24 protein-coding genes and 1 tRNA gene are annotated in these 26,468 nt (G+C 64.7%); 12 read left to right on the forward strand and 13 right to left on the reverse strand.

Going from position 1 to position 26,468, the window contains the following annotated elements:
• Positions 1-125 precede the first annotated feature (125 nt).
• Positions 126-3,704: a methionine synthase gene (gene metH, locus DFR67_RS01615; RefSeq protein ID WP_110467647.1), complete on the reverse strand. Its 3,579-nt coding sequence runs from the start codon at positions 3,702-3,704 to the stop codon at positions 126-128.
• A 51-nt stretch (positions 3,705-3,755) separates the two neighbouring features.
• Here metH and DFR67_RS01620 point away from each other — a divergent pair, with 51 nt between their 5' ends.
• The 4 genes from DFR67_RS01620 to DFR67_RS01635 all read left to right on the forward strand — a co-directional run bounded on the left by DFR67_RS01620 (position 3,756) and on the right by DFR67_RS01635 (position 7,870).
• A complete protein-coding gene (locus tag DFR67_RS01620; RefSeq protein ID WP_110467648.1) occupies positions 3,756-4,625 on the forward strand; it encodes a PAC2 family protein in 870 nt (289 codons plus the stop codon).
• A 94-nt stretch (positions 4,626-4,719) separates the two neighbouring features.
• Positions 4,720-5,067 (forward strand): molybdopterin oxidoreductase, encoded by a 348-nt coding sequence (locus DFR67_RS01625; protein WP_110467649.1) that lies wholly within the window; start codon positions 4,720-4,722, stop codon positions 5,065-5,067.
• Entirely contained in the window at positions 5,067-7,559 is a 2,493-nt protein-coding gene (gene nirB, locus DFR67_RS01630; RefSeq protein WP_110467650.1) for a nitrite reductase large subunit NirB, read from the forward strand. Before DFR67_RS01625 ends, nirB begins: the two co-directional genes overlap by 1 nt.
• Positions 7,556-7,870, forward strand: coding sequence for a Rieske (2Fe-2S) protein (locus tag DFR67_RS01635; protein WP_110467651.1), 315 nt, complete (start codon positions 7,556-7,558; stop codon positions 7,868-7,870). Before nirB ends, DFR67_RS01635 begins: the two co-directional genes overlap by 4 nt.
• Before the next feature lie 14 nt (positions 7,871-7,884).
• Here DFR67_RS01635 and DFR67_RS01640 read toward each other — a convergent pair whose 3' ends face one another.
• The 6 genes from DFR67_RS01640 to DFR67_RS01665 all read right to left on the reverse strand — a co-directional run bounded on the left by DFR67_RS01640 (position 7,885) and on the right by DFR67_RS01665 (position 12,767).
• Positions 7,885-8,193 carry a hypothetical protein gene (locus tag DFR67_RS01640; protein ID WP_084836915.1) on the reverse strand — a complete coding sequence of 103 codons (309 nt, stop codon included), beginning with the start codon at positions 8,191-8,193 and terminating at the stop codon, positions 7,885-7,887.
• An 11-nt stretch (positions 8,194-8,204) separates the two neighbouring features.
• The gene (mshC, locus tag DFR67_RS01645; RefSeq protein WP_110467652.1) at positions 8,205-9,455 is read right to left on the reverse strand and encodes a cysteine--1-D-myo-inosityl 2-amino-2-deoxy-alpha-D-glucopyranoside ligase; all 1,251 of its coding nucleotides are present in this window, start codon (positions 9,453-9,455) and stop codon (positions 8,205-8,207) included.
• Between the two features lie 75 nt (positions 9,456-9,530).
• A complete protein-coding gene (locus DFR67_RS01650) occupies positions 9,531-10,406 on the reverse strand; it encodes an SCO1664 family protein (RefSeq protein ID WP_110467653.1) in 876 nt (291 codons plus the stop codon).
• Positions 10,375-11,034 carry a DUF3090 domain-containing protein gene (locus DFR67_RS01655; RefSeq protein ID WP_110467654.1) on the reverse strand — a complete coding sequence of 220 codons (660 nt, stop codon included), beginning with the start codon at positions 11,032-11,034 and terminating at the stop codon, positions 10,375-10,377. The genes DFR67_RS01650 and DFR67_RS01655 overlap by 32 nt, the downstream gene beginning before the upstream one ends.
• Positions 11,035-11,133: 99 nt before the next feature.
• The gene (locus DFR67_RS01660) at positions 11,134-11,832 is read right to left on the reverse strand and encodes an MSMEG_4193 family putative phosphomutase (RefSeq protein WP_110467886.1); all 699 of its coding nucleotides are present in this window, start codon (positions 11,830-11,832) and stop codon (positions 11,134-11,136) included.
• A 92-nt stretch (positions 11,833-11,924) separates the two neighbouring features.
• Positions 11,925-12,767 (reverse strand): undecaprenyl-diphosphate phosphatase, encoded by an 843-nt coding sequence (locus DFR67_RS01665; RefSeq protein ID WP_110467655.1) that lies wholly within the window; start codon positions 12,765-12,767, stop codon positions 11,925-11,927.
• A 98-nt stretch (positions 12,768-12,865) separates the two neighbouring features.
• Here DFR67_RS01665 and DFR67_RS01670 point away from each other — a divergent pair, with 98 nt between their 5' ends.
• From DFR67_RS01670 to DFR67_RS01680, 3 genes are all read left to right on the forward strand, one after another.
• Positions 12,866-13,882: a YncE family protein gene (locus tag DFR67_RS01670; RefSeq protein ID WP_146240346.1), complete on the forward strand. Its 1,017-nt coding sequence runs from the start codon at positions 12,866-12,868 to the stop codon at positions 13,880-13,882.
• 74 nt (positions 13,883-13,956) lie between these two features.
• Positions 13,957-14,172 carry a DUF5703 family protein gene (locus DFR67_RS01675; protein WP_110467887.1) on the forward strand — a complete coding sequence of 72 codons (216 nt, stop codon included), beginning with the start codon at positions 13,957-13,959 and terminating at the stop codon, positions 14,170-14,172.
• The gene (locus DFR67_RS01680; RefSeq protein ID WP_110467657.1) at positions 14,172-15,275 is read left to right on the forward strand and encodes a quinone-dependent dihydroorotate dehydrogenase; all 1,104 of its coding nucleotides are present in this window, start codon (positions 14,172-14,174) and stop codon (positions 15,273-15,275) included. Before DFR67_RS01675 ends, DFR67_RS01680 begins: the two co-directional genes overlap by 1 nt.
• Before the next feature lie 91 nt (positions 15,276-15,366).
• On the opposite strand, the gene DFR67_RS01685 is transcribed toward DFR67_RS01680, so the two are convergent.
• The 3 genes from DFR67_RS01685 to DFR67_RS01695 all read right to left on the reverse strand — a co-directional run bounded on the left by DFR67_RS01685 (position 15,367) and on the right by DFR67_RS01695 (position 18,206).
• Positions 15,367-15,909, reverse strand: a complete 543-nt coding sequence (locus tag DFR67_RS01685) for a YbhB/YbcL family Raf kinase inhibitor-like protein (protein ID WP_110467658.1) — start codon at positions 15,907-15,909, stop codon at positions 15,367-15,369.
• A 68-nt stretch (positions 15,910-15,977) separates the two neighbouring features.
• Positions 15,978-17,315 carry a M20/M25/M40 family metallo-hydrolase gene (locus DFR67_RS01690; protein WP_110467659.1) on the reverse strand — a complete coding sequence of 446 codons (1,338 nt, stop codon included), beginning with the start codon at positions 17,313-17,315 and terminating at the stop codon, positions 15,978-15,980.
• 66 nt (positions 17,316-17,381) lie between these two features.
• Positions 17,382-18,206, reverse strand: a complete 825-nt coding sequence (locus DFR67_RS01695; RefSeq protein WP_110467660.1) for an MBL fold metallo-hydrolase — start codon at positions 18,204-18,206, stop codon at positions 17,382-17,384.
• Between the two features lie 116 nt (positions 18,207-18,322).
• Here DFR67_RS01695 and DFR67_RS01700 point away from each other — a divergent pair.
• The 4 genes from DFR67_RS01700 (at position 18,323) to DFR67_RS01715 (ending at position 21,003) form a co-directional block, all read left to right on the forward strand.
• Positions 18,323-18,408, forward strand: a tRNA-Leu gene (locus DFR67_RS01700).
• Between the two features lie 97 nt (positions 18,409-18,505).
• Positions 18,506-19,039, forward strand: a complete 534-nt coding sequence (locus DFR67_RS01705) for a hypothetical protein (protein ID WP_110467661.1) — start codon at positions 18,506-18,508, stop codon at positions 19,037-19,039.
• A gap of 42 nt (positions 19,040-19,081) precedes the next feature.
• Positions 19,082-20,527, forward strand: coding sequence for an SDR family NAD(P)-dependent oxidoreductase (locus tag DFR67_RS01710; RefSeq protein ID WP_110467662.1), 1,446 nt, complete (start codon positions 19,082-19,084; stop codon positions 20,525-20,527).
• A complete protein-coding gene (locus DFR67_RS01715; RefSeq protein WP_245937650.1) occupies positions 20,521-21,003 on the forward strand; it encodes a DinB family protein in 483 nt (160 codons plus the stop codon). Before DFR67_RS01710 ends, DFR67_RS01715 begins: the two co-directional genes overlap by 7 nt.
• Here the strand turns inward: DFR67_RS01715 and DFR67_RS01720 are convergent.
• On the reverse strand, positions 20,994-21,980 hold the full coding sequence (locus DFR67_RS01720; RefSeq protein WP_110467663.1) for an oxygenase MpaB family protein: 987 nt from the start codon (positions 21,978-21,980) through the stop codon (positions 20,994-20,996). The genes DFR67_RS01715 and DFR67_RS01720 overlap by 10 nt on opposite strands.
• 130 nt (positions 21,981-22,110) lie before the next feature.
• Here DFR67_RS01720 and DFR67_RS01725 point away from each other — a divergent pair, with 130 nt between their 5' ends.
• Complete coding sequence (locus DFR67_RS01725) at positions 22,111-23,160, forward strand: nucleoside hydrolase (RefSeq protein WP_110467664.1); 1,050 nt, start codon at positions 22,111-22,113, stop codon at positions 23,158-23,160.
• Positions 23,161-23,189: 29 nt separating this feature from the next.
• Here the strand turns inward: DFR67_RS01725 and meaB are convergent, their stop codons facing one another.
• Entirely contained in the window at positions 23,190-24,176 is a 987-nt protein-coding gene (gene meaB / locus DFR67_RS01730) for a methylmalonyl Co-A mutase-associated GTPase MeaB (RefSeq protein ID WP_110467665.1), read from the reverse strand.
• A 12-nt stretch (positions 24,177-24,188) separates the two neighbouring features.
• Positions 24,189-26,468 (reverse strand): methylmalonyl-CoA mutase, encoded by a 2,280-nt coding sequence (gene scpA, locus DFR67_RS01735; protein ID WP_110467666.1) that lies wholly within the window; start codon positions 26,466-26,468, stop codon positions 24,189-24,191.

Genomic DNA, 26,468 nt, shown 5'->3' on the forward strand with positions numbered 1-26,468 from the left:
GATGAAGGCACCAGTTCGATTCACGCTGAATCAAACCGCGCTGACACCCTCCCCACCGGTTTTCCGTTTCCGCGCCGGTGTCACGACGCCGGTACGGAAACGGAAAGCCGGCACGGATGGGCGTTTCAGGTGTTGAAGTACTTCGCCTCGGGATGGTGCAGGACAAAGGCGTCCGTCGACTGCTCCGGATGCAGCTGCAGCTCTTCTGAGAGCTCGACTCCGATGCGTCCGGGCTCGAGCAGATCCATCATCTTCGCCCGGTCCTCGAGATTCGGGCACGCACCGTAGCCGAACGAGAACCGCGCACCGCGATACTTGAGGTCGAAGAAGTCCTGCGCATTGTCAGGGTCTTCCGCGGCCATGGCGGTGTCGCCGAACCGGAGTTCCTCTCGAACCCGCTGATGCCAGAACTCGGCCAGCGCCTCGGTGAGCTGGACCCCGATGCCATGTACCTCGAGATAGTCGCGGTAAGCGTCTTCGGCGAAGAGGGCGTTCGCGAAATCGGCGATCGGCTGACCCATGGTCACCAGCTGGAACGGCAAGACGTCGACGACACCGGTCTCGATCGCCTCCGATCGCGGCCTGATGAAGTCCGCGATACACAGGAATCTGCTTCGCTGCTGGCGCGGGAACTCGAAGCTGTGCCTGACCGGGGCGTCGGGACGCGGTTCGGTGAGCACGTGAACCGTGTCACCCTCGCTGACCGCCGGGAAGTAGCCATAGACGACGGCCGCGTGCTGCAGGATGTTCTCCGACGTGAGCCGGTCGATCCAGTACCGCAACCGTGGCTTGCCGTCGGTATCGACGAGATCCTCGTAGCTGGGCCCTTCTCCGGCCCGGGCTCCGCGAAGTCCCCACTGACCCAAAAACAGTGCGCGTTCGTCGAGCAGGGTGCGGTACTCCGCGATGGGAACACCCTTGATGATGCGCGAGCCCCAGAACGGAGGCGTCGGAACAGGTAGTCCGGCAGCAACATCCGAACGCTCCGGGACCACGATCGGTTCGGCTTCGGCTTTACGCTTTTCGGCGATCCGCTTCGACCGCTCATGCCGCTTCTTCCGCTCGGCGGTCTTCTCGGCCGCCGCAATCGCCTCGGGGCTGTCGGGATCGGGTCCGCCGCCACGCTTGGTCAGCATGATGTCGTCCATCAACCGCAGACCTTCGAAAGCATCTCGCGCGTAATGCACGTCGCCCTCATAGGTTTCGCTGAGGTCGTTCTCGACGTAGGAGCGGGTCAACGCCGCGCCGCCGAGCAGCACCGGATAGTTCTCGGCGAGCCCCCGCGTGTTGAGCTCTTTGAGGTTGTCCTTCATCACCACGGTCGACTTCACCAGCAGTCCGGACATACCGATCACGTCGGCGTTCTTGTCCTGCGCCACCTCGATGATCGTGGAAATCGGTTGCTTGATACCGATGTTGACCACTTCGTAGCCGTTGTTCGACAGGATGATGTCGACGAGGTTCTTGCCGATGTCGTGCACGTCGCCTTTGACGGTCGCCAGCACGATACGGCCTTTGCCGTCTTCGCCGGTGGCCTCCATGTGTGGTTCGAGATGCGCGACAGCGGTTTTCATGACCTCGGCCGACTGCAACACGAACGGCAGCTGCATTTGACCGGAGCCGAACAACTCGCCGACGGTCTTCATCCCCGACAGCAGCGTCTTGTTGATGATGTCGAGCGGAGGCACCTGGGTCATGGCCTCGTCGAGATCGTCTTCGAGTCCCGCCCGCTCGCCGTCGACGATACGTCGTTCCAGCCGTTCGAAGAGGGGCAGCTTGGCCAGTTCTTGGGCCCGCGATTCGCGTGCCGATGCCGCGGAAACACCCTCGAACAGTTGCATCAGCTTCTGCAGAGGGTCGTAGCCCTCACGCCTACGGTCATAGACCAGGTCGAGGGCGATCTCGCGGTGCTCGTCCGGGATCCGCGCCATCGGCAAGATCTTCGACGCGTGCACGATCGCGGTGTCGAGACCGGCTTGCACGCACTCGTTGAGGAAGACCGAATTCAGTACTTGGCGCGCGGCCGGATTGAGTCCGAACGAGACGTTCGAGATGCCCAGCGTGAAATGCAGCCTCGGGTGCCGTTCCTTGAGGGTGCGAATCGCCTCGATCGTCTCGATCGCGTCCCGGCGCACCTCTTCCTGACCGGTCGAGATCGGGAATGTGAGGGCATCGATGATGATGTCCTCTTCTTCCATCCCCCAGTTGTCGACGATGTCGGTGATGAGCCGCTCGGCGACCCGGACCTTCCATTCGGCAGTGCGGGCCTGGCCTTCTTCGTCGATGGTCAGTGCCACCACGGCTGCGCCGTGTTTCTTGGCCAGCTTCATGATTCTCGTGAAGCGCGAATCGGGTCCGTCGCCGTCCTCGTAGTTCACCGAGTTCACGGCGCACCGACCACCGAGATGCTCGAGGCCGGCTTCGATGACCTCGGGCTCGGTGGAGTCGAGCATGATCGGCAACGTCGACGACGTGGCGAGGCGGCTTGCCAATGCGGACATGTCCGCAGCACCGTCACGGCCTACGTAGTCGATGTTGAGGTCGAGCATATGCGCGCCGTCGCGGGTCTGATCCTTCGCGATGTCGAGGCACTTCTGATAGTCCTCTGCCAGCATCGCATCGCGGAACGCCTTGGAGCCGTTCGAGTTGGTGCGCTCACCGATCATCAGGATGCTGGCGTCCTGCGCGAACGGGACGGAACTGTAGAGCGACGAGATCTCGGCTTCGTGCTCCGGCGTGCGCTGGGCCTTGGTGGTGCCGCGTACCGCCTCGGCGACCTGCCGGATGTGCTCGGGCGTGGTGCCACAGCACCCGCCGACGAAGGACAGGCCGAACTCGGAGACGAAACCACTCAACGCGGTGGCCAGCTCTTCCGGCGTCAGCGGGTACTCGGCGCCGTTCGGACCGAGTTGTGGCAGCCCGGCATTGGGCATGACCGAGACGGGGATTCGCGCGTGTTTCGTCAGATAGCGCAGATGTTCGCTCATCTCTGCGGGGCCGGTGGCGCAGTTCAGACCGATCATGTCGATACCGAGTGGCTCCAGCGAGGCGAGGGCCGCTCCGATCTCCGAACCGAGCAGCATGGTGCCGGTGGTCTCCACCGTCACATGCGCGATGATCGGGATGCGCCGACCGAGTTCGGAGAATGCTTCCTGCGACCCGAGGATGGCGGCCTTCACCTGCAGCAGATCCTGGGAGGTCTCGATCAAGATGGCATCGGCGCCGCCGTCGACCATTCCGAGCGCGCATTCCTTGTACGCGTCCCGGATCACGCCGAACGTCGTATGACCAAGGGTCGGGAGCTTGGTGCCCGGACCGATCGATCCCAGGACGAAGCGCGGGGTTCCGTCGGCACTGGGACCGAACTCGTCGGCGACCTCACGCGCCAAGCGGGTGCCCTTGTACGCCAGCTCCCGGATGCGATCGGCGATGTCATAGTCGCCGAGGTTCGACAGGTTGCAGCCGAACGTGTTGGTCTCGACCGCGTCCGCGCCCGCCGCGAAATAGGCGCGGTGGATCTCCTTGAGGACATCGGGACGGGTGTCGTTGAGGATCTCGTTGCAGCCCTCGAGACCGATGAAATCGTCAAGGGTGAGGTCTGCTGCCTGCAACATGGTGCCCATGGCCCCATCACCGATCAAGACGCGTTTGCCCATGGCGGTGAGCAATCCCGAATCGAAGTTTGGTGAAGTGGCTGACGACATGGTTATCAGGGTAGTTCGCTCTCACTCGGTGTTCGGTCGTAGGCTGGTTCAGTGAACGCAAACCTTCCACGCTTGCGCCGCCCCACGCTAGTTGCTGCCTTCGAGGGTTGGAATGACGCCGGCGACGCGGCCAGCGGAGCTGTGGAACATCTTGAGCTCGTCTGGGACGCCGTACCTCTTGCCGAAATCGATTCCGACGACTACTACGACTTTCAGGTCAACAGGCCCATGATCAAACAGATCGATGGCGTCACCCGAAGGATCGATTGGCCGACCACCTCGATCTCGTACTGTACGCCGCCCGGTGCGGACCGGGACATCGTCCTCCTCCGGGGAATCGAACCCAACATGAGGTGGCGAGGTTTTTGCAACGAAATCCTCGAGATCGCCCGTGAGCTGCAGGTAGACACTGTTGTGATCCTCGCCGCGCTGCTTGCCGACACCCCCCACACCCGGCCGGTCCCGGTCACCGGTGCCGCGTACAGCGGTGAGTCGGCGAAACAGTTCAAACTCGAGGAGAGCCGATACGAGGGCCCGACCGGCATCACCGGGGTCCTGCAGGACGAATGCGTCAAAGCAGGCATCCCGGCCATCTCCTTCTGGGCCGCGGTCCCCCACTACGTGTCCACCCCACCGAACCCCAAGGCCTCGGCCGCGTTGCTCAGTCATCTCGAGGAGGTCCTCGATGTCGAGGTACCGCTCGGAGAGCTGCCCGAGCAGGCCGAGGAGTGGGAACGCGCCGTGACCGAGATGACGGAAGACGACGATGAGATCGCCGATTATGTGCGCGGCCTCGAAGAACGCGGCGATGCCGAGGTGTCCGTGGACGAGACGCTGTCGAAGATCGACGGTGACGCCTTGGCCGCCGAGTTCGAACGCTATCTGCGCCGCCGCGGGCCCGGAGGCAGCTTCGGGGCGTGATCACGCCGGGTTCGCAGTGACGGTGAGTACCTGACAATCGGTTCGTAACGCCGCTGCAAGTAGCGGTTCATCCGGTTGCCGTTCACTGACTCCCATGTCCAGTACCCCGAAGTTCTTGCAGGGTGTCTTCTCCTTCACCGGCACCGGATTGACCAAGGCAGCCCCCTTGGATCCCTCGCTGGCCTACCAGGTCCCGGCAGGCATGACCGTTCAGCCTCTGTATTTCCGCGGCGGCAACAGCAGCGACGAGTTGGTCTATGTGACACTGCTCCGCGATCAACAGCCGATGCGATGGTTCCCCATGGGCGCGAAGTCGTCGGTCAACGTCCCTCTGCGCGTTGTCGAGGATGTCGATCCGGACACTTTGCTCGAGTTGGTGTTCGCCGCGCCCGAAGGATGCACGGGTGAGCTGGTCGTCGACTTCGGGTTCACGGAGTTCTGATGACAGACAAACCCGAGCTCGACCGCCTGGTGGTGATCGGCAACGGTATGGCCGGTGCCCGCACGGTCGAAGAGATCCTGTCGCGCGGCGGTGGTTCCCGGTTCGAGATAACGATGATCGGCGACGAACCGTACGGCAACTACAACCGGATCATGCTCTCGCACGTCCTCGCAGGCGAGAACTCGATCGACGACGATGACCTGATGCTCAATCCGATGGCCTGGTATCGCGAGAACAACGTGACACTGTTCTCCGGCGATCGAGCGATGCAGATCGACCGGTTCGCGAAATCGATCACCTGCGAGAGCGGCCGCGTCATCGACTACGACACCCTGATCATCGCCACGGGCAGCAATACCTTCTTCCCCAACATGGACGGGCTGCGTGAACCCGACGGACGCCTGGCACGCGGGGTCTTCGGCTTCCGGACCATCGAGGACACCAACGGCATGCTCCAGATGGCCCTGTCGCGTGACGACATGCGCGCAGTGGTCATCGGCGGTGGCCTGCTCGGTCTCGAAGCGGCCTACGGACTGCGCACCCAGGGCATCGACGTCGACGTGGTCCACTCCCCCGGGCACCTGATGAACCAACAACTCGACGAACGCGGCGGACGAGTGCTGCGCAACAAGATCGAGGAACTCGGTGTCGGGGTGTACACGTCCAAGCGCACCACCACAGTGCTGCGCAACGAGGCCGGCCAGGTGGCCGGGGTCGGCTTCAACGACGACACGTCGCTACCCGCCGACATGATCGTCGTCACAGCGGGTATCCGGCCCAACGTGGAACTCGCCAGGGCCGGCGGGCTGGTCATCGAACGCGGCATCGTCGTCGATGATCAGATGCGCTGCGAGGACGAGGGATCCATCTATGCCGTGGGCGAATGCTGCCAGCACCGCGGCGAGGTCTACGGCCTCGTCGCGCCGCTCTGGGAGCAGGCCGTCGTACTGGCCGACGTGCTGACCGGCGCCGATCCCACCGCCGCGTATCACGGCTCGCGACTCACCACGAAACTCAAGGTCGCCGGGGTCGACGTCGCAGCGATGGGTGTCAAAGGGCCGGAACGCGACACCGACGAATTCGTGCAGTTCTACGAACCTCGCAGCGGCACGTACAAGTCGGTCGTGGTGCGGGACAACAAGCTGATCGGTGCGATGTTGCTCGGCGACATCAGCAAGGTCAATTTCTTGACCCAGGCCTTCGACGACAAGGTCCCCCTGCCCGACGAACGCATCAGCATGTTGTTCGACATGGGGACGCCCAGCGCGCAGACCGGCGCCGCAGAGCTCGCCGACGACGTGCAGGTCTGCAACTGCAACGGCGTCACGAAGGGCGACATCGTCGCCTGCGTGCATTCGGGTGCGAAGACCGTCGGCGACGTGGTTGCCAAGACCCGGGCCGGAAAAGGTTGCGGCTCCTGCAAAGGCCTCGTCGGTGACATCGTCGCATGCGCGGCCGGCGGCGATCTCGCCGTCGATCCGGCGGCGGACTGGTATGTCCCGGCCATCCCGATGGACAAGCCGGAACTGATGGCGCAGATCAAGGAGCGCAATCTGCGCTCGGTGTCCGCGGTCCTCGGCGAACTCGCACCCTCGGGCGACGACGTGACGGCCAAGATGCCCATCGCGTCGTTGCTGCGCATCATCTGGGGTGCCGATTGGGAGGACGAACGCGGCGCACTCTTCATCAACGACCGTGTACACGCGAACATCCAGCGCGACGGCACGTTCTCCGTGGTCCCGCAGATGAAGGGCGGCGTGACGAACCCGGCGCAGTTGCGTCGTATCGCCGACGTCGCGGAGAAATACGACATACCGATGGTCAAGGTCACCGGCGGTCAGCGGATCGATCTGCTCGGGATCAAGAAGGAAGACCTGCCGAAGGTGTGGGCAGACCTCGACATGCCGTCGGGATACGCGTACGGCAAGAGTTTCCGCACGGTCAAAACCTGTGTCGGACTTGATTTCTGCCGCTTCGGCCTGGACGACTCCACCGCACTCGGGATCGCCATCGAGGAGAAGTACCAGGGCCTGGAGTCGCCGGCGAAGCTGAAGCTTGCGGTCACCGGATGTCCGCGCAACTGCGCTGAAGCACTGTGCAAGGACTTCGGCGTCGTCGCGGTGGGCGATGGGAAGTGGGAGATCTACGTCGGTGGCGCGGCAGGGGCCCACATCCGGAAGGGTGACCTGCTCGCGACAGCCCACGGCGCCGACGAGGTCATCCGGATCTGTGGGGTGTTCATCCAGTACTACCGGGAACAGGCGAAGTGGCTCGAACGGACCTACGCGTGGGTGCCGCGCGTCGGGATCGACGAGCTGAAGGCGATCCTGATCGATGACCGCGATGGGTTGGTGGCGGGTCTCACCGACCGGATCAACGCCTCCGCTGCGGCCTACACCGATCCATGGAAAGAACGTCTCGCGCCGAAATCGCCCGCACAGTTCAGCCCGTCGTTGCCGCTCATCAAGCTGCCATTGGTACCGGTCCGATGAGCGCGCCGACGTCGAGCGTGGTGGGGTCCATCACCGATCTCACCGTGGGCGAGGGCCGGACCTACGTGGTGGACGGTCAGCAGGTCGCGGTCTTCCTGCTGGGCGACGGAACCCTGCGGGCCCTCGGAGCCCGGTGCCCGCATCGAGGCGGCCCGATCGCCGACGGTCAGACGGACGCGACGAAGGTGATGTGCCCACTGCACCAGTACACGTTCGCGTTCGCCGACGGTGCCTGCACCAATGGCGATGTCGAGCCGCTGCCGGTCTTCAAGGCCGAGATACGCGACGGTGAGATCCACCTCTGGACCTGATGCGACCCGAAGGGTCAGGAGATCCGCTCGATCGACACGACGGGGGTGGTGATCCGCCAGGTACGGACATCCGGGTCGTCCGCGGCGCGAACCCAGAACTGTGCGGACTCGCCTACCCGGCACGACTTCACGCCGAGCAGTGGTATGTCCTCGGAATCTCGGCGAAGCCGACTCACCGACCATGATTCATCGTCTGTGCCACCGACCCCGGGTGCGCGTAGCAGCGTCATCTCACCGAAGTCGAGCAGATAGGTCGAGGTACGGGTCAGCACGGTCCAGACGCCCTGCGCCGTACCGGGGTCGATCTCCTCAACGTTCGCCACGATGAGAGACCTTACCGGGGCTCGGTCAGCGGAACGCCCAGCAACGCGTCGACCGCCGCGGCGATCTCGCCGGGCGCGGCCGTGTCCGAACCCAATCCGTCATGTACGTCGGCTGCCCAGGCGTCGATGGCGGCGATTGCCTTGGGGGTGTCCAGATCATCGGCCAGGTGCTGGCGCAGACGCTCGATCGTCGGTGCCGACGCCGGGCCGGAGTCATTGGTGGCGGCGCGTCGCCACCGGGCGAGCCTGTTGACGGCGTCGTCGAGGACGTCATCGGTCCACGCCCGGTCCTGGCGGTAGTGACCGGCGAACAACCCGAGCCGGATGGCGGCCGGGTCGACCTGTGCTGCACGAAGTTTCGACACGAACACGAGGTTGCCCCGCGACTTCGACATCTTCTCGCCGTCGAGGCCGATCATCCCGGTGTGCACATAGTGCTTGGCGAACCGGCGATCGCCGGTCAGCGCCTCCGCGTGTGCCGCGGAGAACTCGTGGTGCGGGAAGATCAGGTCGCTCCCACCGCCCTGCACGTCAAAACCGGATCCGATCCGGTTCAAAGCGATTGCCGCGCATTCGATATGCCATCCGGGTCGGCCAGGACCGTGGGGTGAATCCCACGACGGCTCGCCGTCGCGGGCGGCTCGCCAGACCAGCGCATCGAGCGGATCCCGCTTCCCCGGGCGGTCTGGATCGCCGCCGCGCTCGGCGAAGAACTTCTGCATCGTCGGGAGGTCGTATCCGGACTCGTAACCGAACTGCTCGGTCGCGTCGGTCCGGAAGTAGATGTCAGGGTGCTCGGCATCGTCGACGATGTACGCGGCACCCGAGGCGACCAGCTTGCCGACGACCTCCACGACCTCGTCGACCGACTCGACCGCACCGATGTAGTCCCGCGGCGGCAGCACCCGCAACGCCGCCATGTCCTCCCGAAAGAGCTGGATCTCCCGCTGCCCCAGATCGACCCAATCGATGCCGTCCCGGTCGGCGCGCTCGAACAGCGGATCGTCGACGTCGGTGATGTTCTGCACGTAATGCACATCATGACCCAGATCACGCCAGATCCGATTCACGAGATCGAACGCGAGATAGGTCGCGGCGTGGCCGAGATGCGTTGCGTCGTAGGGAGTGATGCCGCACACATACATTGTTGCGGTGGCACCGGGCACGACAGGGCGCACCTGCTGATCAGAGGTGTCGAAAAGCCTCAGCGCCGGACCCCGACCGGGGACGGACGGAACGACGGTGTCAGACCACGACTGCATGGACTCCACCTTAAGGCGAGGCCGGCGGCGGCCGCTGTCAGGGCTGCCGGAATCGCTCGACGATGAACGGTCTGATCAGAATGCAGGCCAGGGTATCGGCCGGGACCGGTTGGCGTCAGGCATCACCGGATCGGCGACCATCACCGTTGCGCGCACGATGAGTGCGTCGATCTCCGCGGGGGTGATGAGGTCCACCAAACGTCCCCGAAGTGGCGATGAGACCTGCTCGAGCGAGTGCAGCAATCCTTCGACGTCCTCGATGAGATGAGCGGGTATCGGCTGGTTCGCCCAACCCCACAGCACGGTTCGCAATTTGTCCTCGGTGTGCAGACAGATGCCATGGTCGACGCCGTAGACCTGGCCGTCGAGGCCCTCCAGGACATGCCCGCCTTTTCGGTCCGCGTTGTTGATGAGCACGTCCAGGACCGCCATCCGTTGTAGCCGGGGATCGTCGGCGTGGACCAACGCCACATCCTCACCGCGCCCGTCGACGGCAGACAGGATCAGCTTCCATCCCTCGGGGATCAGGTCCGGCGAGCACAGGTCGACCAGATCCAGGCGCGCGGGCAACCCGTCGGTCGGTTCAGGGGTGTCGATCCACCGCTGCACCATGCCCGGGCCGAACTGCCCGTCCCGCAGCAGCGTCACCGGCACCACCGACCAGCCCAGGGCGTCGGAGACCAAGAAGGAGGCGACCTCGCGACCGGCGAGAGTGCCGTCGGGGAAGTCCCACAGCGGTTGCTCGCCACGGACCGGCTTGTACACACAACGAAGGCGGTCGTCGCCGAGGATGGCGTCGCACACCAGGGTGGCGTTGCTCGCCGAACGAATCTGTCCGATGAGCTCGAGTTCGCCATCGGCGAGGATCTGCGCCACGTCGAGCGATTCAGGCTCGGGCACTGGTGCGCTCACGTGTGCGCTACCTGTCCGGACCTGCGGTCGGACCCTCATCGGTGTCGTCGTCGCCCAGGCTCGGGTCGTCGAAGAGATCGGGATCGACGAATTCGAGCGAAGGCCCGAACTCGGCGTCGCGCCGATATCCGTTGGTACGGACGCAGATGTGGCCGGCCGAATCGAGCGGGTCACCGCACAGCGGGCATGGTTCGCGACCCGCAGAGATGACACTCGACGATCGCGTCGCGAACTCACGGGCCGCGCCAGTGCTCAGGAAGACCCGCACCGCATCCGGCCCATCCTCGGTGTCGTCGAGGACAACACTCTCGTCGAACTCTCCTTCGGTGATGGCGAGCAGTTCGACCACCACCGCCTCGGACTCCGAATCCCACCCGAGACCCATCGTCCCGACCCTGAACTCGGCATCGACCGGCATGACCAATGGGCTCAGATCCTCGACCCGCGACAGCTCTGCGGGCAGAGGTGTACCGAATCGGCGGTGCACCTCTTCCAGCAGGGCTCCGATTCGATCGGCGAGTATCTGAACCTGCTGCTTCTCGAGCATCACGCTGATCACGCGGGTCTCGTGGACCGCCTGCAGATAGAAGGTCCGGTCACCGGGCTGGCCGACCGTTCCGGCGATGAAACGGTCCGGACTGCGGAAGACGTGTATCGCTCTGGCCATGGCACCTCCGTTCTTCGAAATTGATTATCCCCATCCGGGGCGGGTTCGCCCATACCGAGGACGTTCCGCGCGGGCCGCCCGAGCGGCCAGTGCGTGCGTTCAGGTTCCGGTCGAACCGCCGACCACGGCCTCATCAGCATGTTTGCCTTCGGTCTTCGCCTCGGACTTCGGTGCCGACGCCAGCTTCTGCAATGTCGAAGTGCAGTTCACCGCATGCACGTAGGGTCGCGCAACGCTGTATCGGACCACACTCATCGATGCGGGCTCGACCACGATCCGTTGGAACGAGTCCAGGTGCATCCCCATCGCGTCTGCGAGGACCGCCTTGATGACGTCGCCGTGCGAGCATGCCACCCAGACGCCTGCTCCGTCTTCACCAGAGAAACGGGCGTCGAGTTCACGAACCGCGGCGACCGCGCGTGCCTGCACCTGCGCGAGCCCTTCACCGCCGGGAAAGATCGCGGCGGACGGCTGCTGTTGCACCACCCGCCACAACGGCTCCGACAACAGTTCCTTGATCGGGCGGCCGGACCACTGCCCATAGTCGACCTCGAGGAGTCGTTCATCGACGATCTCGTCAATGCCGAGGTGCTGCACCAGCGGCGTCACCGTCTGCTCGCACCGTTGCAGGGGCGACCTTACGACGGCCGCCAACGGCCCCGCCGCAGCGATCCGCTCCACGATCGCGGCCGCTTGGGAGCGGCCGTGCTCGTCGAGATCGACTCCTGGGGTCCGGCCGGCCAGCACACCTGAGGTGTTCGCGGTCGAGCGTCCGTGGCGTAGCAATATGACCGTCACGTATTTCACCTTATGCGGAACTGGGAACCCACCTGTGGTGGCGCAGGTCAGACGGGTGGCAGCGGTGCTTGCCGAGCCGGACGGGGGTGCGATCAGGTCGCGCTGATCACGCCGCCGGCGAGCAACGCCATGACCACGACGCCGAGAATGACCCGATACCCCACGAACCAGTACAGGGAATGGTTGGCCACGAACTTGAGCAGCCAGGCGATGGCGGCGTATCCGACCACGAACGCGATGGCCGTGGCCACCAACAGTTGGGGCCCCGGCGCCTCCATCCCGTCACCGCTGGGGTTGAACGCATCAGGCAGGCTGAACAAGCCGGATGCGGTGACCGCGGGTATGGCCAGCAGGAACGAGAAGCGGACCGCTGCTTCGCGTTTGAGGCCCAGGAACAGGCCGGCGCTGGCGGTCGCACCGGAGCGCGACACGCCGGGGATCAGCGCCAGACACTGCGCGAATCCCATCACGAGGCCGTCCCGGGTGGTCAGCTTCTCGATCGGCCTTTCTTTGCGTCCGAAGTGCTCCGCAGCAGCGATGACGAGCGAGAAGAAGATGAGCATCGCCGCGACCAACCACAAGTTTCTGGCACCGGTCCGGATCTGGTCCTTGAACAGGAAGCCGAGGACGCCGATAGGGATGGTGGCGATGATCACATACCAACCCATCCGGTAGTCGAGGTCGCGTTTGGCGGCGTCGAACAGACCGCGGAACCACGCCGTGATGATCCGGACGATGTCTCTTGCGAAGAAAACCAGCACTGCGGCCTCGGTTCCGAGCTGGGTGACGGCGGTGAACGATGCACCGGCGTCTTGTCCGAACCAGATCTCCGAGACGATCCGCAGATGTCCGGACGACGACACGGGCAAGAATTCGGTCAGTCCCTGAACAGCCCCCAGGACGATCGACTGGGCCCAACTCATCGTGTCTGTCACTGCGCAGATGCTACTGGAATCCCCCGTCCCCTCCCTCTCGGACACATCCGGCGCACCGGATTTCGGTGCACGCGCACCGAACCAGCAAGATGGGTGTCATGAATGTGCGCGGGAGACCTGGCGTGGTGATGGCGGCGGCAGCTGCTCTGGTGCTTGTGCTCGCAGGATGTTCCGATTCCGGAGACACCCCCGACGTCCCGACGATCGCGCCGCAGACGCCGATCGCCGCGCCGATCGTCGAGGCCGGCGCGCCCGCAGGTGAGGTCGTCCCGATGCCCGACGCCGGCGGCGCCCTTGCCTATTGCCCCAGTACCGAGCAGCTGGCCGTCCTGTCGGCAGACGGGCGGTCGGTGGAGTTCCGCCCGACCGCAGCGCTGACTTCGCCGACCCGCACTGTTGAGTTGAGCGACAAGGCATCCGGATTCGGAACCTTCGCCGACGGCGTACTCCAGGTCCTCATTCCCAGCGCTCTGCTCACCGTGGATTCGGCCACCGGAGACGTGGTCAGAACCGATCTGCCGGGTACGCCGCTGTCGGCGGTGCTGACCTCGCAAGGCCAGACGCTGGTCGGCAACGATCTCGGACAAATCGCCGTCATCGGTGCCGACGGAGGCGTTCAGAAAACGATCGCGGGCCTGGTCCGGGTCGACGACCTTGCCGAACACGACGGCCAGGTCGTCGCGCTCGACCGTGCGCAATCGTCGGTGACGCAGGTCGACGTCGCCGACGGAGATCTGGGGGTCGCCCTGCGATCGGGCGACGGTGCGACAAACCTCACAGTTGATCACTTCGGGCGTTTCCTGAGCACGGACACCAAGGGAGGCGAGTTCCTCGCCTTCAGTGGCGACCCGCTCGTCAACAAGTTCCGCTATCCGGTGCCGTTCGGTCCGTACGCCGTAGGCTATGACGACACCCAGAACCTGGCGTGGGTCGCGACCACCGGCGACAACAAGGTGACAGCCTACGAATTGGCCACCGGCACCCCGGTGCAGACGCGTCAGTTCACGACGGTCGGACAGGCCGACTCCATAGTGGTGGATCCCGGCAATGGGACGGTGTATCTGCTCTCGGCGCGTGGCGAGGGCCTGCAGGTCATCAGCTCCGACCAGCAGTGAGGTGGCATTCGTGGCAGTGAAGGGTGGTCGTGGTGGCAGGTAAGCGAACCAGAGGTTTTCCGCGGGAATGGGACATGTCGACGGATGACTACGAGTACATCCCGCTGCGCCTCCCTCCGGAAGTGACCCGTGTCACGGCATCGATGCGGCTGTCGATACAGGCCGAGTTCGGTGGGTGGGAGCTGTCCCGGGTGCGACTGTATGCCGACGGCAGCCGGAAGGTACTGCTCCGCAGACGGCGTCCGCGACTGGCATCGACCGACCAGCCGAACACCGAGATGAGCGCGTGATGGATCAGCTGTTCCGGCGGCTTTATGCCGTGCTGTTGGCGGTGATGTTCCGGATCCCACCGGAGCGGATCCACCGGGCGATGGCGCGGCTGATCAGCGTGGTGGGACGGATCAACCCGCTCCGGGCTCTCGTGGCGAGGGTGCTCGTCGTCGACGATCCGGTGCTGCGCACCCGGGTCTTCGGAGTCGACTTCCCGGCACCGCTCGGGCTGGCTGCCGGGTTCGACAAGGATGCCGAGGCCGTGGATGCGTGGGGTGCCCTGGGATTCGGTTTTGCCGAGGTGGGCACGGTCACCGCCGAAGCGCAGCCAGGGAATGCGGCGCCGCGTCTGTTCCGGCTTCCGCAGGACAGGGCGCTCGTCAACCGTATGGGTTTCAACAATCATGGCGCCGGCGCCGCAGCCAACCTGCTCAAGCAACGCAAGGCGACCCCCACGATGGTGCCGATCGGCGCCAACATCGGGAAAACCAAGGCCGTCGCAGCGAGCGACGCGGTCGCCGACTACCTCGTCAGTGCGCGTCTGCTCGCGCCACTCGCCGAGTTCCTCGTCGTGAACGTCAGCTCACCCAACACGCCCGGGCTTCGAGACCTGCAGGCGGTGGAATCGTTGAGGCCCTTGCTCGCAGCGGTCCAGGCCGCGGTCGAGATCCCGGTGCTGGTCAAGATCGCGCCCGACCTTGCGGATGCGGACATCGACGACATCGCCGACCTCGCACTCGAATTGGGTCTTGCGGGCATCGTCTGTACGAACACCACGATCAGTCGCGAAGGACTCGCGACCCCCGCCGCGGAGGTTGAAAGTCATGGTCCGGGTGGGTTGTCCGGTGCGCCGCTCGCGGATCGCTCACTGGACGTCTTGCGTCGCCTGTACGCCCGGGTCGGTACCCGTCTGACGTTGATCAGTGTCGGCGGGATCGAGACTCCCGAGCAGGCCTGGGAGCGCATCTGCGCGGGCGCCTCCCTGATCCAGGGTTACACCGGATTCATCTACGGAGGCCCGTTGTGGACCAGGGAGATACACCGAGGTCTGGCCCAACGGGTGCGCGCGGCCGGTTACGGTTCGATCGCCGACGCCGTGGGTAGCGCAGCCACGAAACCTTGAGCCACACAGAACACACCCAGCCCGTCCAGGGCTTTCCAGGTGTTGCAACACCTGGAAATGCCTGAACAGACTGGGTTTGGTTCAGTCTTTACTAGTCGCCGTCAGGACGCTCGTAGGTGTTGGTGATGATCGCGCGGGCGATCGCGTGGGAGAACAGGTTGAAACCCAGGTACGCCGGGGTCGCGCCGTCCGGCAATCCCAGGCTCTCGACGTCCACCGCGTGGACGACTGTGTAGTAGTAGTGCACCCCGTGACCGGGAGGCGGCGCCGCGCCGATGAAACGCGGTACGGAGGCATCGTTGTTGAGAGCTACCGCCCCCACCGGCAACGATCCCGGCTCACCATCACCTGCACCGGCCGTCAGCGATGTGATCGCAGCAGGGATGTCGGCGACGGCCCAGTGCCAGAAGCCCGATGCCGTCGGTGCCTCGGGGTCGTAGACCGTCACCGCGAAGCTCTTGGTGTCGGAGGGGAATCCCGACCAGCTCAACTGCGGCGAGACGTCGTCGCCGCCCGCGCCCATGATCCCTGACACCTGGGGCGTGCTCAGAGACGATCCGTCGGTGATGCTCTCGGAGGTGAGGGTGAAAGCCGGCAAGCTCGGTAGTGCGTCGTACGGGTTGTACCTCGACATCGTTGTTCGCGTCCTTTCCGTAGGTGGCCACTCCATCATGCGTGAGGCGGTCGCACTGGTGCACCGATTCAGCTGTGTAGCAAGAAATGTTCGAGGACCTCGGTCCCGAACAACAACGACTCGACCGGTACCCGTTCGTCGACACCGTGAAACAGCGCGGCGAAGTCGAGATCGGTCGGCAGTTTCAAAGGGGCGAATCCGAAACAGCGAATACCCAGGCGCGCGAAGGCTTTTGCATCTGTGCCGCCCGACAGCATGTACGGCACCGTTCGGCCCTGCGGATCGTGAGCCAAGATCGCGTTGTTCATCGCGTCGACGAGATCACCGTCGAAGGTCGTCTCGTACGAGTCCAGCTTCGTCACCCATTCGCGGGTGACCGCAGGCCCGATGAGTTCGTCGACCTCGGCTTCGAAGGCTGCCTGCCTGCCCGGCAGCACCCGGCAGTCGACGACGGCCGTGGCCGTCTGCGGGATGACGTTGGCCTTGTAGCCGGCCTGCAACATCGTCGGGTTGGCGGTGTCGCGCAGCGTCGCGCCGATGATCCGCGCGATGCTCCCGATCTTGAACAACACCGTTTCCAGATCCGGGGTGTCGGGATCGAGTTCGAGCCCCGTTTCCTCGGATACCGCGGCGAGAAACTGCGACACAGACTCGGTCATCACGAGTGGAAAGCGGTGCCTGCCGAGTTTCGCCACCGCCTCGGACAGGATCGTGACGGCATTGTCCTCGTGCAGGAAAGATCCGTGGCCCGCGGTCGCCGTCGCGGTCAGCTTCATCCATGCAATGCCCTTCTCGGCCGTCTCGACCAGATAGAGGCGCTTCTGGGTACCGTCAGGTCGGTCGACGGTCAGAGAGAATCCACCCACCTCTCCGACGGCCTCGGTGACACCCTCGAACAGATCGGGTCGATTGGCGACCAGCCAATGTGACCCCCACTTGCCGCCGGCTTCCTCATCCGCCAGGAACGCGAAGACGATGTCACGCGGCGGTACGGTGCCCTCTTGCTTGAACTGCCGGGCGAGCGCGAGCGCCATCCCGACCATGTCCTTCATGTCGATGGCACCTCGGCCCCAGATGTAACCGTCCTTCACCGAACCCGAGAACGGGTGCACGCTCCAGTCCGCAGGTTCTGCCGGCACCACGTCGAGGTGGGTGTGAAGGAGCAGTTTGCCCCGCCTACGGTCGGCCCCCGGCAGCGTCGCGAACACGTTGCCGCGCCCGGGTTGCCCCGACTCCACGTACTCGGTCTCGAATCCGACCTCGTCGAGCCGCTCTTGCACCCAGCGGGCGCAATCTGCCTCGCCTTTGGTGGTCGCCAGTTCGCCGGTGTTGCTGGTGTCGAATTGGATCAGCCTGCTGACCAACTCGACGACTTCGTCGGTGGCACGCTTCGCTTCGTCGTTCACCTGCTCATTCCTATCACCACAGCAGGGTCTCGCGGTGGCCCCGCAGATCGGGCGTTCCGCGTGCGGTCAGGTCAGATGGTCGAAATCACCCTGCACCCAACCGATGTGACGGTCGGCCGAGCGCCTCAGAATCGTTCGCGCATCGCTGTCTACGAAATCTGCGAAGTTGCCGTAGATCCTGTCGAACTCGAACCTCTCCAACTGGGTCGTGACCCTGTCGACGACTGCCGCCGACAGCGGTATCCGGTTGGGATAGCTGCGCATGAAACTGACACTGGCCCGGTCCGGGTTGGGCAACACGGTGTCGCCGGTGAGCAGCACACCCCGCCCGCCCGCACCCGCACCCCAGTGCGCGATCGCGCTCCCGGGGAAATGCCCACCCGGTTGCGTCAGCGTCACTCCCGGCAACACATCTAGATCTCCGGACCACGGCTCGATGATCGGGTCGTGGCGGGCCACCCACCCCAGATCCGCGCGGGCCACCAGCACGGGTGCATTGTCGAGCGCACGACTCCACTCCACCTGCACCCCGAACATGTGCGGGTGGCTGGCGACGATCGCCACCACCGCGCCGTACGATCGCACCGCCTCGACCCCGGCATCATCGATGAATCCCGGCGGATCCCACATCAGATTTCCGGCGGGCGTACAGACCAACTTGCTCCGCTGGCCGATCCCGACGCCCGGGGTCGTGTGGATCTCGACAAGCCCCGCTTCGAGTTCGCCGACGCCGGTCCGTTGCCCCTCATTGGCCAGCTGCGCCAGGGAGACCCACTGCTGGCCGCCGGGTGGCAGATACTGACGCTCGTCCGCACAGATGTGGCACCGGGGCGGCAGATCCTGGCTGTGTTCCACTGCGCAGGTGCGGCAGATCATCGTCGACCGATCCATGGATCATTGGTAGCAAACCGCCGCTGATATCGGGGCTGTGCTGGCGATTTGGGTTGAGGGCGGCCAGTCGGCTAATGTTATCCGGCGCTGGCAGGTACGCCCTGACAGCGACTCGGGTCCGAGTGGCGGAATGGCAGACGCGCTAGCTTGAGGTGCTAGTGTCCTATTAACGGACGTGGGGGTTCAAGTCCCCCCTCGGACACCCAGAAGACCGTGGTTCACTGAAAAGTGGGCCACGGTTTGTCTTTTGCCCGCGCAAGTACCACCCGCGCGTCCTCACCTGCGATTATGGTTCCGCTATGGACCAGTCCGCTTTCTATGGAGTCGTAGCAGCCACGAACTTCACCTTGCTCGGTCTGTGGTGGGTGGCCATCAAGGATCGCGACGATCTCACCGGGAAGGACGGCCATGGCGGCCAGATGGCCTACCTGGTCTCACTGCAGTTCGTCGTCGCCGCCGCGGTCTCCCTCTTCGCACAGGTCGCTCCGCAGATCGGCGCGATCTGGCGGACCGGCTTCGCCTTCGCAGGTGTCGTCGGGGCCATCGGGGTGGTGATGCTGGCGATCCAATTCCGCGCCAACACCGACAGCAAGGTCATGCCGTGGATCCTGGCCGGACTCGGAGTACCGCTGTACGTGCTGGTCTTCGTCGTCGCGATCTCTCCTGCGCTCGTCGACGCCCTGAACATCACGCTGGCCCCCATAGAGGTCGAGGGCCTGCTGCTGACGATCATCGTGATCCTGGGCGTTCAGGAGGCCTGGTTCGTGGCCATGACGCCGCGCCGCGCTGTCGAGGCAACCCACCAGGCACCTCCCCCGGCCCCCGCGGCGTGAACGCCGGGCGGGCGGATCTGACGGCCGCGAGCGGTCACTACAATGCGATGCGTGCACGAAGCCCCCACTGATTCCATCGACATCGCCGACATGGCGGTGTTCCGCCGTGTCCTCGATCAGGCGGCAGAGCTCGACGCCGGACATCCGGATTCGATCCAGGTCCAGCGCGCTGTCGCGCACATGTTCAAACAGGCCAAGCGGCGCCGCAAGAAACAAAAGCACCAGGTGCGCCTGGACGCGGACCGAAAAGTGCTGGCAGCGACGGCAACCGGTTCGCCCGACCGCATCGACGACGAGACCGCCGGCTTACCGTTGACCGGTGCGCCGGGAACCAGTGCCGGGACCCTCATCCGCCCCCAGAACTGCTATATCTGTAAGCAGGAGTACACGCGGGTCGACGCGTTTCACCATCAACTCTGCCCCGACTGCGCTGCTGAGAATCGGGAGAAACGAACCCAGCACGCCGACCTCACCGGACGACGCGCTCTGCTGACCGGCGGCCGCGCGAAGATCGGGATGTACATCGCCCTGATGCTGCTGCGCGACGGTGCGGAGTTGACCATCACGACGCGGTTCCCCCGCGATGCCGCCCGCCGGTTCGCCAGGCAACCCGACTCCGAGCAGTGGCTGCATCGGTTGCACATCGTCGGCATCGATCTTCGTGATCCCGCCCAGGTGACCGATCTCGCCGATTCGATCGCAACAGCGGGTCCGCTGGACATCCTCATCAACAACGCCGCACAGACGGTGCGCCGGTCCCCCGGCGCGTACAGTTCACTCGCCGATGCCGAGCGGGCGCCCTTGACCGGAGCCGCCGCGACGGTCCCGGTGTTGACGATGGGCGACAGCAGTGAATTGCACCCCCAAGCGCTGGCTTCTGGTGGCGATTCCGATTCCGCTGCCAAAGCGCTTGCCGCCCTTGCCATGACTGCAGGCTCGGCGACGGTCGAGAGGATCGCCGATGGCACCGCGATCGACGCCGGTGGGTTGTTGCCGGACCTCGTCGACAGCAACAGCTGGGTGGAAACCGTCGATCAGGTCGACCCGCTCGAGCTGCTGGAGGTGCAACTGTGCAACAGCGTGGCCCCGTTCATCTTGTTGTCCAGACTCACCCCTGCCCTGCGCGCGTCCCCGGCAAGACGGAAGTACGTGGTCAATGTCTCGGCGATGGAAGGCATCTTTTCGCGGGGGTACAAGGGACCGGGCCATCCGCATACGAACATGGCCAAAGCCGCGTTGAACATGCTCACGCGCACCAGTGCAAGTGATCTCTTCGACGACGGGATCCTGGTCACCGCCGTCGATACCGGTTGGATCACCGACGAACGCCCCCACACCAGCAAGGTCAGGCTCGCCGAGGAGGGATTCCGGGCACCACTCGATCTCGTCGACGGCGCAGCGAGGGTGTACGACCCGGTGGTTCAAGGCGAGTTGGGTGTCGACCTGTACGGGGTCTTCCTCAAGGATTTCGAGCCGTATCCGTGGTGAACGAAGCGCAGGTCTCCACCAGGTTGGCCGAGGCCGCGCTCAGCATCGCGGGCGAGTCTCTCGAGGCGATGACGACGATTCTCGGGGACCTCGGCGACGGGCGGGCGAACCGCCGTCCGCCGCTCGATGGCGCGAACAGCCCCTACGCCATCGTGTTCCACTGCGTGGGGATGCTGGAGCACTGGGCGGGATCAGTCATCGGCGGCGAGTCGATACCGCGGGACCGAGCGGCTGAGTTCACCGCGTCCGGACCCGTCGACGACCTCATCGAGCGGGTGGGTGACGTGCGGTCCCGCTTGGCCGGATGGGTCGAGATCGCTGTGTCCGAGGGGATCCGGGACCGGTCGGCGAAAGGATCCACTCGCAGCGATGCCGCGACTGCGACCCCCGAGTGGGTGCTGCTCCACATACAGCGCGAGTTGGCCCAGCATCTGGGCCAACTCGAACTGACACGGGATCTGCTGACTCAGTCCTGACGTTCGCGCACGTGGTATGCGGCGCCGGCGTTCTCCCGTTTCTTCATCGCAAGGATCGCTGCATGATGGCGGCGGGCGTGATACGCCAACGGGAAGTAGGTCAGCCGCTCCGGCAGGACTTTGTAAGAGCGTCGGATCACGCGATGCATCCGCTCGAGATCTCGCTGCTCACGGTCACTCCAACTCAGTCCGAGGATCTCGCGCACCCGGGGATCCATCACCCCGACCGTGGTCAGGTAATTCAGGTTCTGGATGGGCGAGGTGGCGATCTTCGCCGCCTTGATCGCTGCGGGCCGCAGCGCCGCCGGCACCGACTCGGGTATGGGCGGTGCCTGGCGCATCTGCGCGATGAGTTCCAGCGCCACTTCGTGCGCCACGAGTTTGTTCTCGATGAAGTCATCGAAGTACTCGTCGAACTCCTCGATGGATTCGGGGTACCCCTTCATCGGCACCTGCACGATTTTCGCGATGCGGCGGTTGTCGCGGAAGATCTCTTGTCTCTCCTTGCCATCGAACTCACGTCCGATGAGCAGTGGCCCCGCTGACAAGGTGGTCGGGAACGCTGTCGCGATGACCCACTGGTAGGCCTCGGGATTGAGCGCGCTGATGTGCTTCCCCTGGGCGTTCTTCATCTGCAGCGGCTGATGCATCTTCCGGAGCCTCTTGCCTTCTGCCAGTGCCTCTTCGCCGCCGTACACCCAGCGCAGCACCGAGTCGATCGACCGGATCGCCCGTCCGCCGGGGTCGGTCCGGAAAACCGAGTACTTGCCGACGACGTCGCCGATCACCGGGTGCATGACCTGCATGACGAATGCTGCCCCGTTGACGGGCAGGAAGGTGAAGCGGCCGGTCTGCTCGGCCGTGATCGAACCCGGCGGTACGAGCTCGATCTCGCTGTCGGTGTTGTTGATCAGATGGTCTTCGCCCTCACCTGGGGCGGACATGCGCTGACGGGGTGTCGACTCCGCAATCGTCATGGTGAAACCTCTCATCAGGAAACGGTTGTGGTCAGATTAACAGCCGGCGCCGCATTCCGACAGGGTTCGGGTCGAGTTCTCTACAGACAGTCGAGTTCTCTACAGACAACGGGTCAACTACGGTCAGCAGGTGGTTTCCGTTCCCCTGATCTTCGACTGCGACACCGGCATCGACGACTCGCTCGCGCTGGTGTACTTGCTGGCCCATCCCGCTGCAGATCTGCGTGCGGTCCTGTCCACCGGAGGCAACGTCCCGACCGACGTCGTCTGCGGCAACAACCTCGCCTGGCTGCAATTGTGCGGACGCGATGACATCGAAGTGTGCCTCGGTGCCGACGCGCCGCTCGAGGCGCCGCTGATGACCACCGAGGACACTCACGGCCCGCTCGGCATCGGCTATGCCCAGCTGCCGGTCCCCACATCGACGAAGTCCTCGCGGGACGCTGCGGATGCGTGGATCGACCTGACCATGGACAACCCAGGCGAGATGGTGGGGTTGGTGACCGGTCCCCTCACCAACCTGGCGCTGGCCATCCGCAGGGACCCCTTGCTGCCGACGAGGTTACGCAGACTCGTCATCATGGGCGGGGTGTTCCACCACGGCGGCAACACCACTCCGACGAGCGAATGGAACATCGCGGTCGACCCGGAGGCGGCCAAAGAGGTGTTCGCGGCCTTCGGCACAGACGGTGCGCCGCGGCCCATCATCTGTCCGCTCGACCTCACCGAGAGCATCCGGATGACGCCGGACCACCTGGGCCGGCTCGCCGCGCTCGCCGAGTCGAGTCCGGTGGAACAGCCCGGCCCGGACGACGAACCCGGAACCCGTTCCGTCGCAGACAATACGATCGTCCGACATCTGGTCGACGCCATCCGTTTCTACTTCGAGTTCCACGAGGCACAATCCGAGGGTTACATCGCCCACATGCATGACCCCTTCGCCGCCGCGGTCGCGCTGGACCCGTCCATCACGCAGACACGCCCAGCGTGCGTGGATGTGGAGACGACCGGATCGCTCACGCGCGGAACGACGGTCGCCGACGAGCGGGGATTCTGGGGACGGCCGGTCAACGCCGGGATAGCTACCACGACCGACGCTGATCTGTTCTTCGACGACTTGATCGAACGTGTCGCGGCGTTTGCCCGTGAGCGCAGGGGTGGTCCGCGCGGGATGCAGTGAGGAACGCGGGCGCGCGGAGCGAACAAATGTTACGAGTCGAATGCCTCGACTATTTCGGCGGCGGCCAAGGCCGGTGTGAGGGTCCCTGCGCGCACCTCGTCCTCGACGCGGTCCCTGATCGCACGCACCTCCGGATCCGCATCGAGACGCCGCAGTAGTTGGTCGGTGACCATCGCCCACATCCAGTTGACCTGCTGCCTGTTCCGGCGGGCCTCGAACTCGCCTGCCTCACGCAGCACCTCTTTGTGTTTGAGGACTGTCTGCCAGAACTCGTCGACGCCGGAGTTCTCGATGGCGCTCATGGTCAGCACCGGGGGTCGCCAGATCGCCTCGTGGGGTGTGAGGAGCTTCAGCGCTCCTTGAAGCTCCCGCGCAGCGTTCTGGGCTTCTCGCTGATAATTCCCGTCGGCCTTGTTGACCACAACGATGTCGGCCAGTTCGAGAACACCCTTTTTTATGCCCTGCAGGGAGTCTCCGGTTCGGGCGAGCGTGAGGAAGCAGAAGACGTCGACCATGTTCGCCACGGTGACCTCGGACTGCCCCACGCCGACGGTCTCGACCAGGACCACGTCGAATCCGGCTGCTTCGAGCAGCACCATGGTCTCGCGGGTGGCTTTTGCGACCCCGCCGAGGGTGCCCGAGGTGGGTGACGGCCGGATGTAGGCCCGCGGGTGCACCGAGAGCCGGCCCATCCTGGTCTTGTCGCCGAGGATCGATCCGCCGGTCCGTGTGGAGGACGGGTCGACGGCCAGCACCGCCACCTTGTGCCCCTGCTCGATGAGGTACATGCCCAGGGCTTCGATGGTGGTCGACTTGCCCACCCCGGGGACTCCGGTGATCCCCACGCGGTAAGAGTCGCCGGTGTCGGTTCCCAGGGACAGCAGCAGCTCCTGCGCCTGTGCTCGATGATCGGCCCGGGTCGACTCGACCAAGGTGATGGCGCGAGCCAGGTCAGAGCGCTTGTCGGCACGAATGGCGTCGGCCAGGGCCGCCAGATCTACCGGGGGCCTAGGCATGTGCGGACTCGATCACGATGCGAGCTCGTGCCCCAGTTCGGTGGCCAGTTTGTTGATCAGCTCCACGGCCGAATCTGCGATGACGGTGCCGGGAGGGAAGATCGCCGCAGCACCGGCTTCGTAGAGTTCGTCGAAATCGCCGGGTGGGATCACGCCACCGACCACGATCATGATGTCGCCTCGTCCCACCTTGGCCAGTGCGTCGCGCAGGGCGGGCACCAGGGTGAGGTGACCAGCCGCCAGCGACGAGACACCGACCACGTGCACGTCGTTGTCCGCTGCTTGCAACGCCACCTCGTCCGGGGTCTGGAACAGCGGGCCCACGTCGACGTCGAAGCCGAGGTCGGCGAACGCGGTCGCGATGACCTTCTGTCCGCGGTCGTGTCCGTCCTGCCCCATCTTGGCGACCAGCACACGTGGGCGGCGACCTTCGGCCTCGGCGAACTTGTTGACGATGTCGATCGCTGCGTCGATGTTCTTCACCTGACCGGCCTCATGTCGGTACACCCCACTGATCGTGCGGATCTCTGCCTGGTGGCGACCGTAGACCTTCTCGAGTGCTTCGGAGATCTCACCGACCGTGGCCTGATGCCGAGCGGCCTCGATGGCCAGAGCCATCAGGTTGTTCTCCAGCCCGCCTTCGGTGGCCGCGGCGGCCCGGGTCAGATCAGCCAGCGCCGCCTCGACGGCTTCGGTGTCCCGGTTGGCGCGCAGGCGTTCGAGCTTTTCGAGCTGCTCCACGCGGACCTTGGAGTTCTCGACCTTGAGAACTTCGATTTCCTGATCCTCGTCGACCTGATACTTGTTGATGCCGATGACCGGCTGCTGCCCCGAGTCGATGCGGGCCTGTGTCCGGGCTGCTGCTTCTTCGATGCGCAGCTTCGGGATGCCTTCGTTGATGGCCTGTGCCATGCCTCCGGCTTCTTCGACCTCGGCGATGTGAGCGCGTGCCTTGGTCGCCAGCTCGTGAGTCAGCCACTCGACGTAGTTCGAGCCCGCCCACGGATCGATCGGACGCGTGGTCCCCGACTCCTGCTGCAGCAACAGCTGCGTGTTGCGGGCGATACGTGCGGAGAAGTCTGTCGGCAGCGCCAAGGCTTCGTCGAGTGCGTTGGTGTGCAGCGACTGGGTATGTCCCTGGGTCGCGGCCATCGCCTCGATGCACGTGCGGGCAACGTTGTTGAACGGGTCCTGCGCGGTCAGCGACCATCCTGACGTCTGCGAATGGGTACGCAGCGACAACGATTTCACATTCTTGGGGTCGAACTTGGCGACCAGATCGCTCCAGATCAACCGGGCCGCACGCAGTTTCGCGACCTCCATGAAGAAGTTCATCCCGATGGCCCAGAAGAAGGACAGGCGGGGCGCGAACTTGTCGATGTCCAGCCCGACGTCGACACCGGCCCGCAGGTACTCGATGCCGTCGGCGAGGGTGTAGGCCAGCTCGAGATCGGCTGTGGCTCCGGCTTCCTGGATGTGATAGCCCGAGATCGAGATCGAATTGAACTTGGGCATCTTGAGACTGGTGTACTCGAAGATGTTCGAGATGATCCGCATCGACGGCTTCGGCGGATAGATGTAGGTGTTGCGGACCATGAACTCTTTGAGGATGTCGTTCTGGATGGTCCCGGCGAGTTTTTCCGGTGGCACCCCCTGCTCCTCTGCTGCGACCACGTAGAGCGCGAGGATCGGTAGCACGGCACCATTCATGGTCATCGACACCGAGACCGATCCCAGATCGATGCCGTCGAACAGCTGCCTCATGTCGAGGATCGAGTCGATGGCCACGCCGGCCATACCGACGTCTCCGGCGACGCGCGGATGATCGGAGTCGTAGCCACGGTGGGTCGCGAGGTCGAACGCGACCGACAGGCCTTTCTGGCCGGCCGCGAGATTGCGGCGGTAGAAGGCGTTCGACTCAGCCGCAGTGGAGAACCCGGCGTACTGGCGGATCGTCCACGGCTGGTTCACGTACATCGTCGGATACGGGCCACGCAGATACGGCACCGAACCGGGGATGGTGTCCAGCGGGTACGGGTGCTCACCGCCGGTGGTCACCGCGTCGCGATCGGCCCGGGTGTAGAGCGGCTTCACGTCGATCTGCTCGGGGGTGTTCCAGGTGACCTGCTCGGTCGAGTATCCGTGCGCGCCTGCCATATCCGAGATCAGCTGGTCGCTCTCCCCCGCCGCCGGGGCGACCGCGGGAGTCTCGAGCGGTACATCCGAGAAGTTCGCCGGGACCGATGTCTCCGACCCTGCGTTCTGGTTCGACTTGTTCTGGGTACTGGTCAT

Origin of the sequence: Williamsia limnetica (genome assembly GCF_003217475.1) — a bacterium.
Classification (GTDB): domain Bacteria; phylum Actinomycetota; class Actinomycetes; order Mycobacteriales; family Mycobacteriaceae; genus Williamsia; species Williamsia limnetica.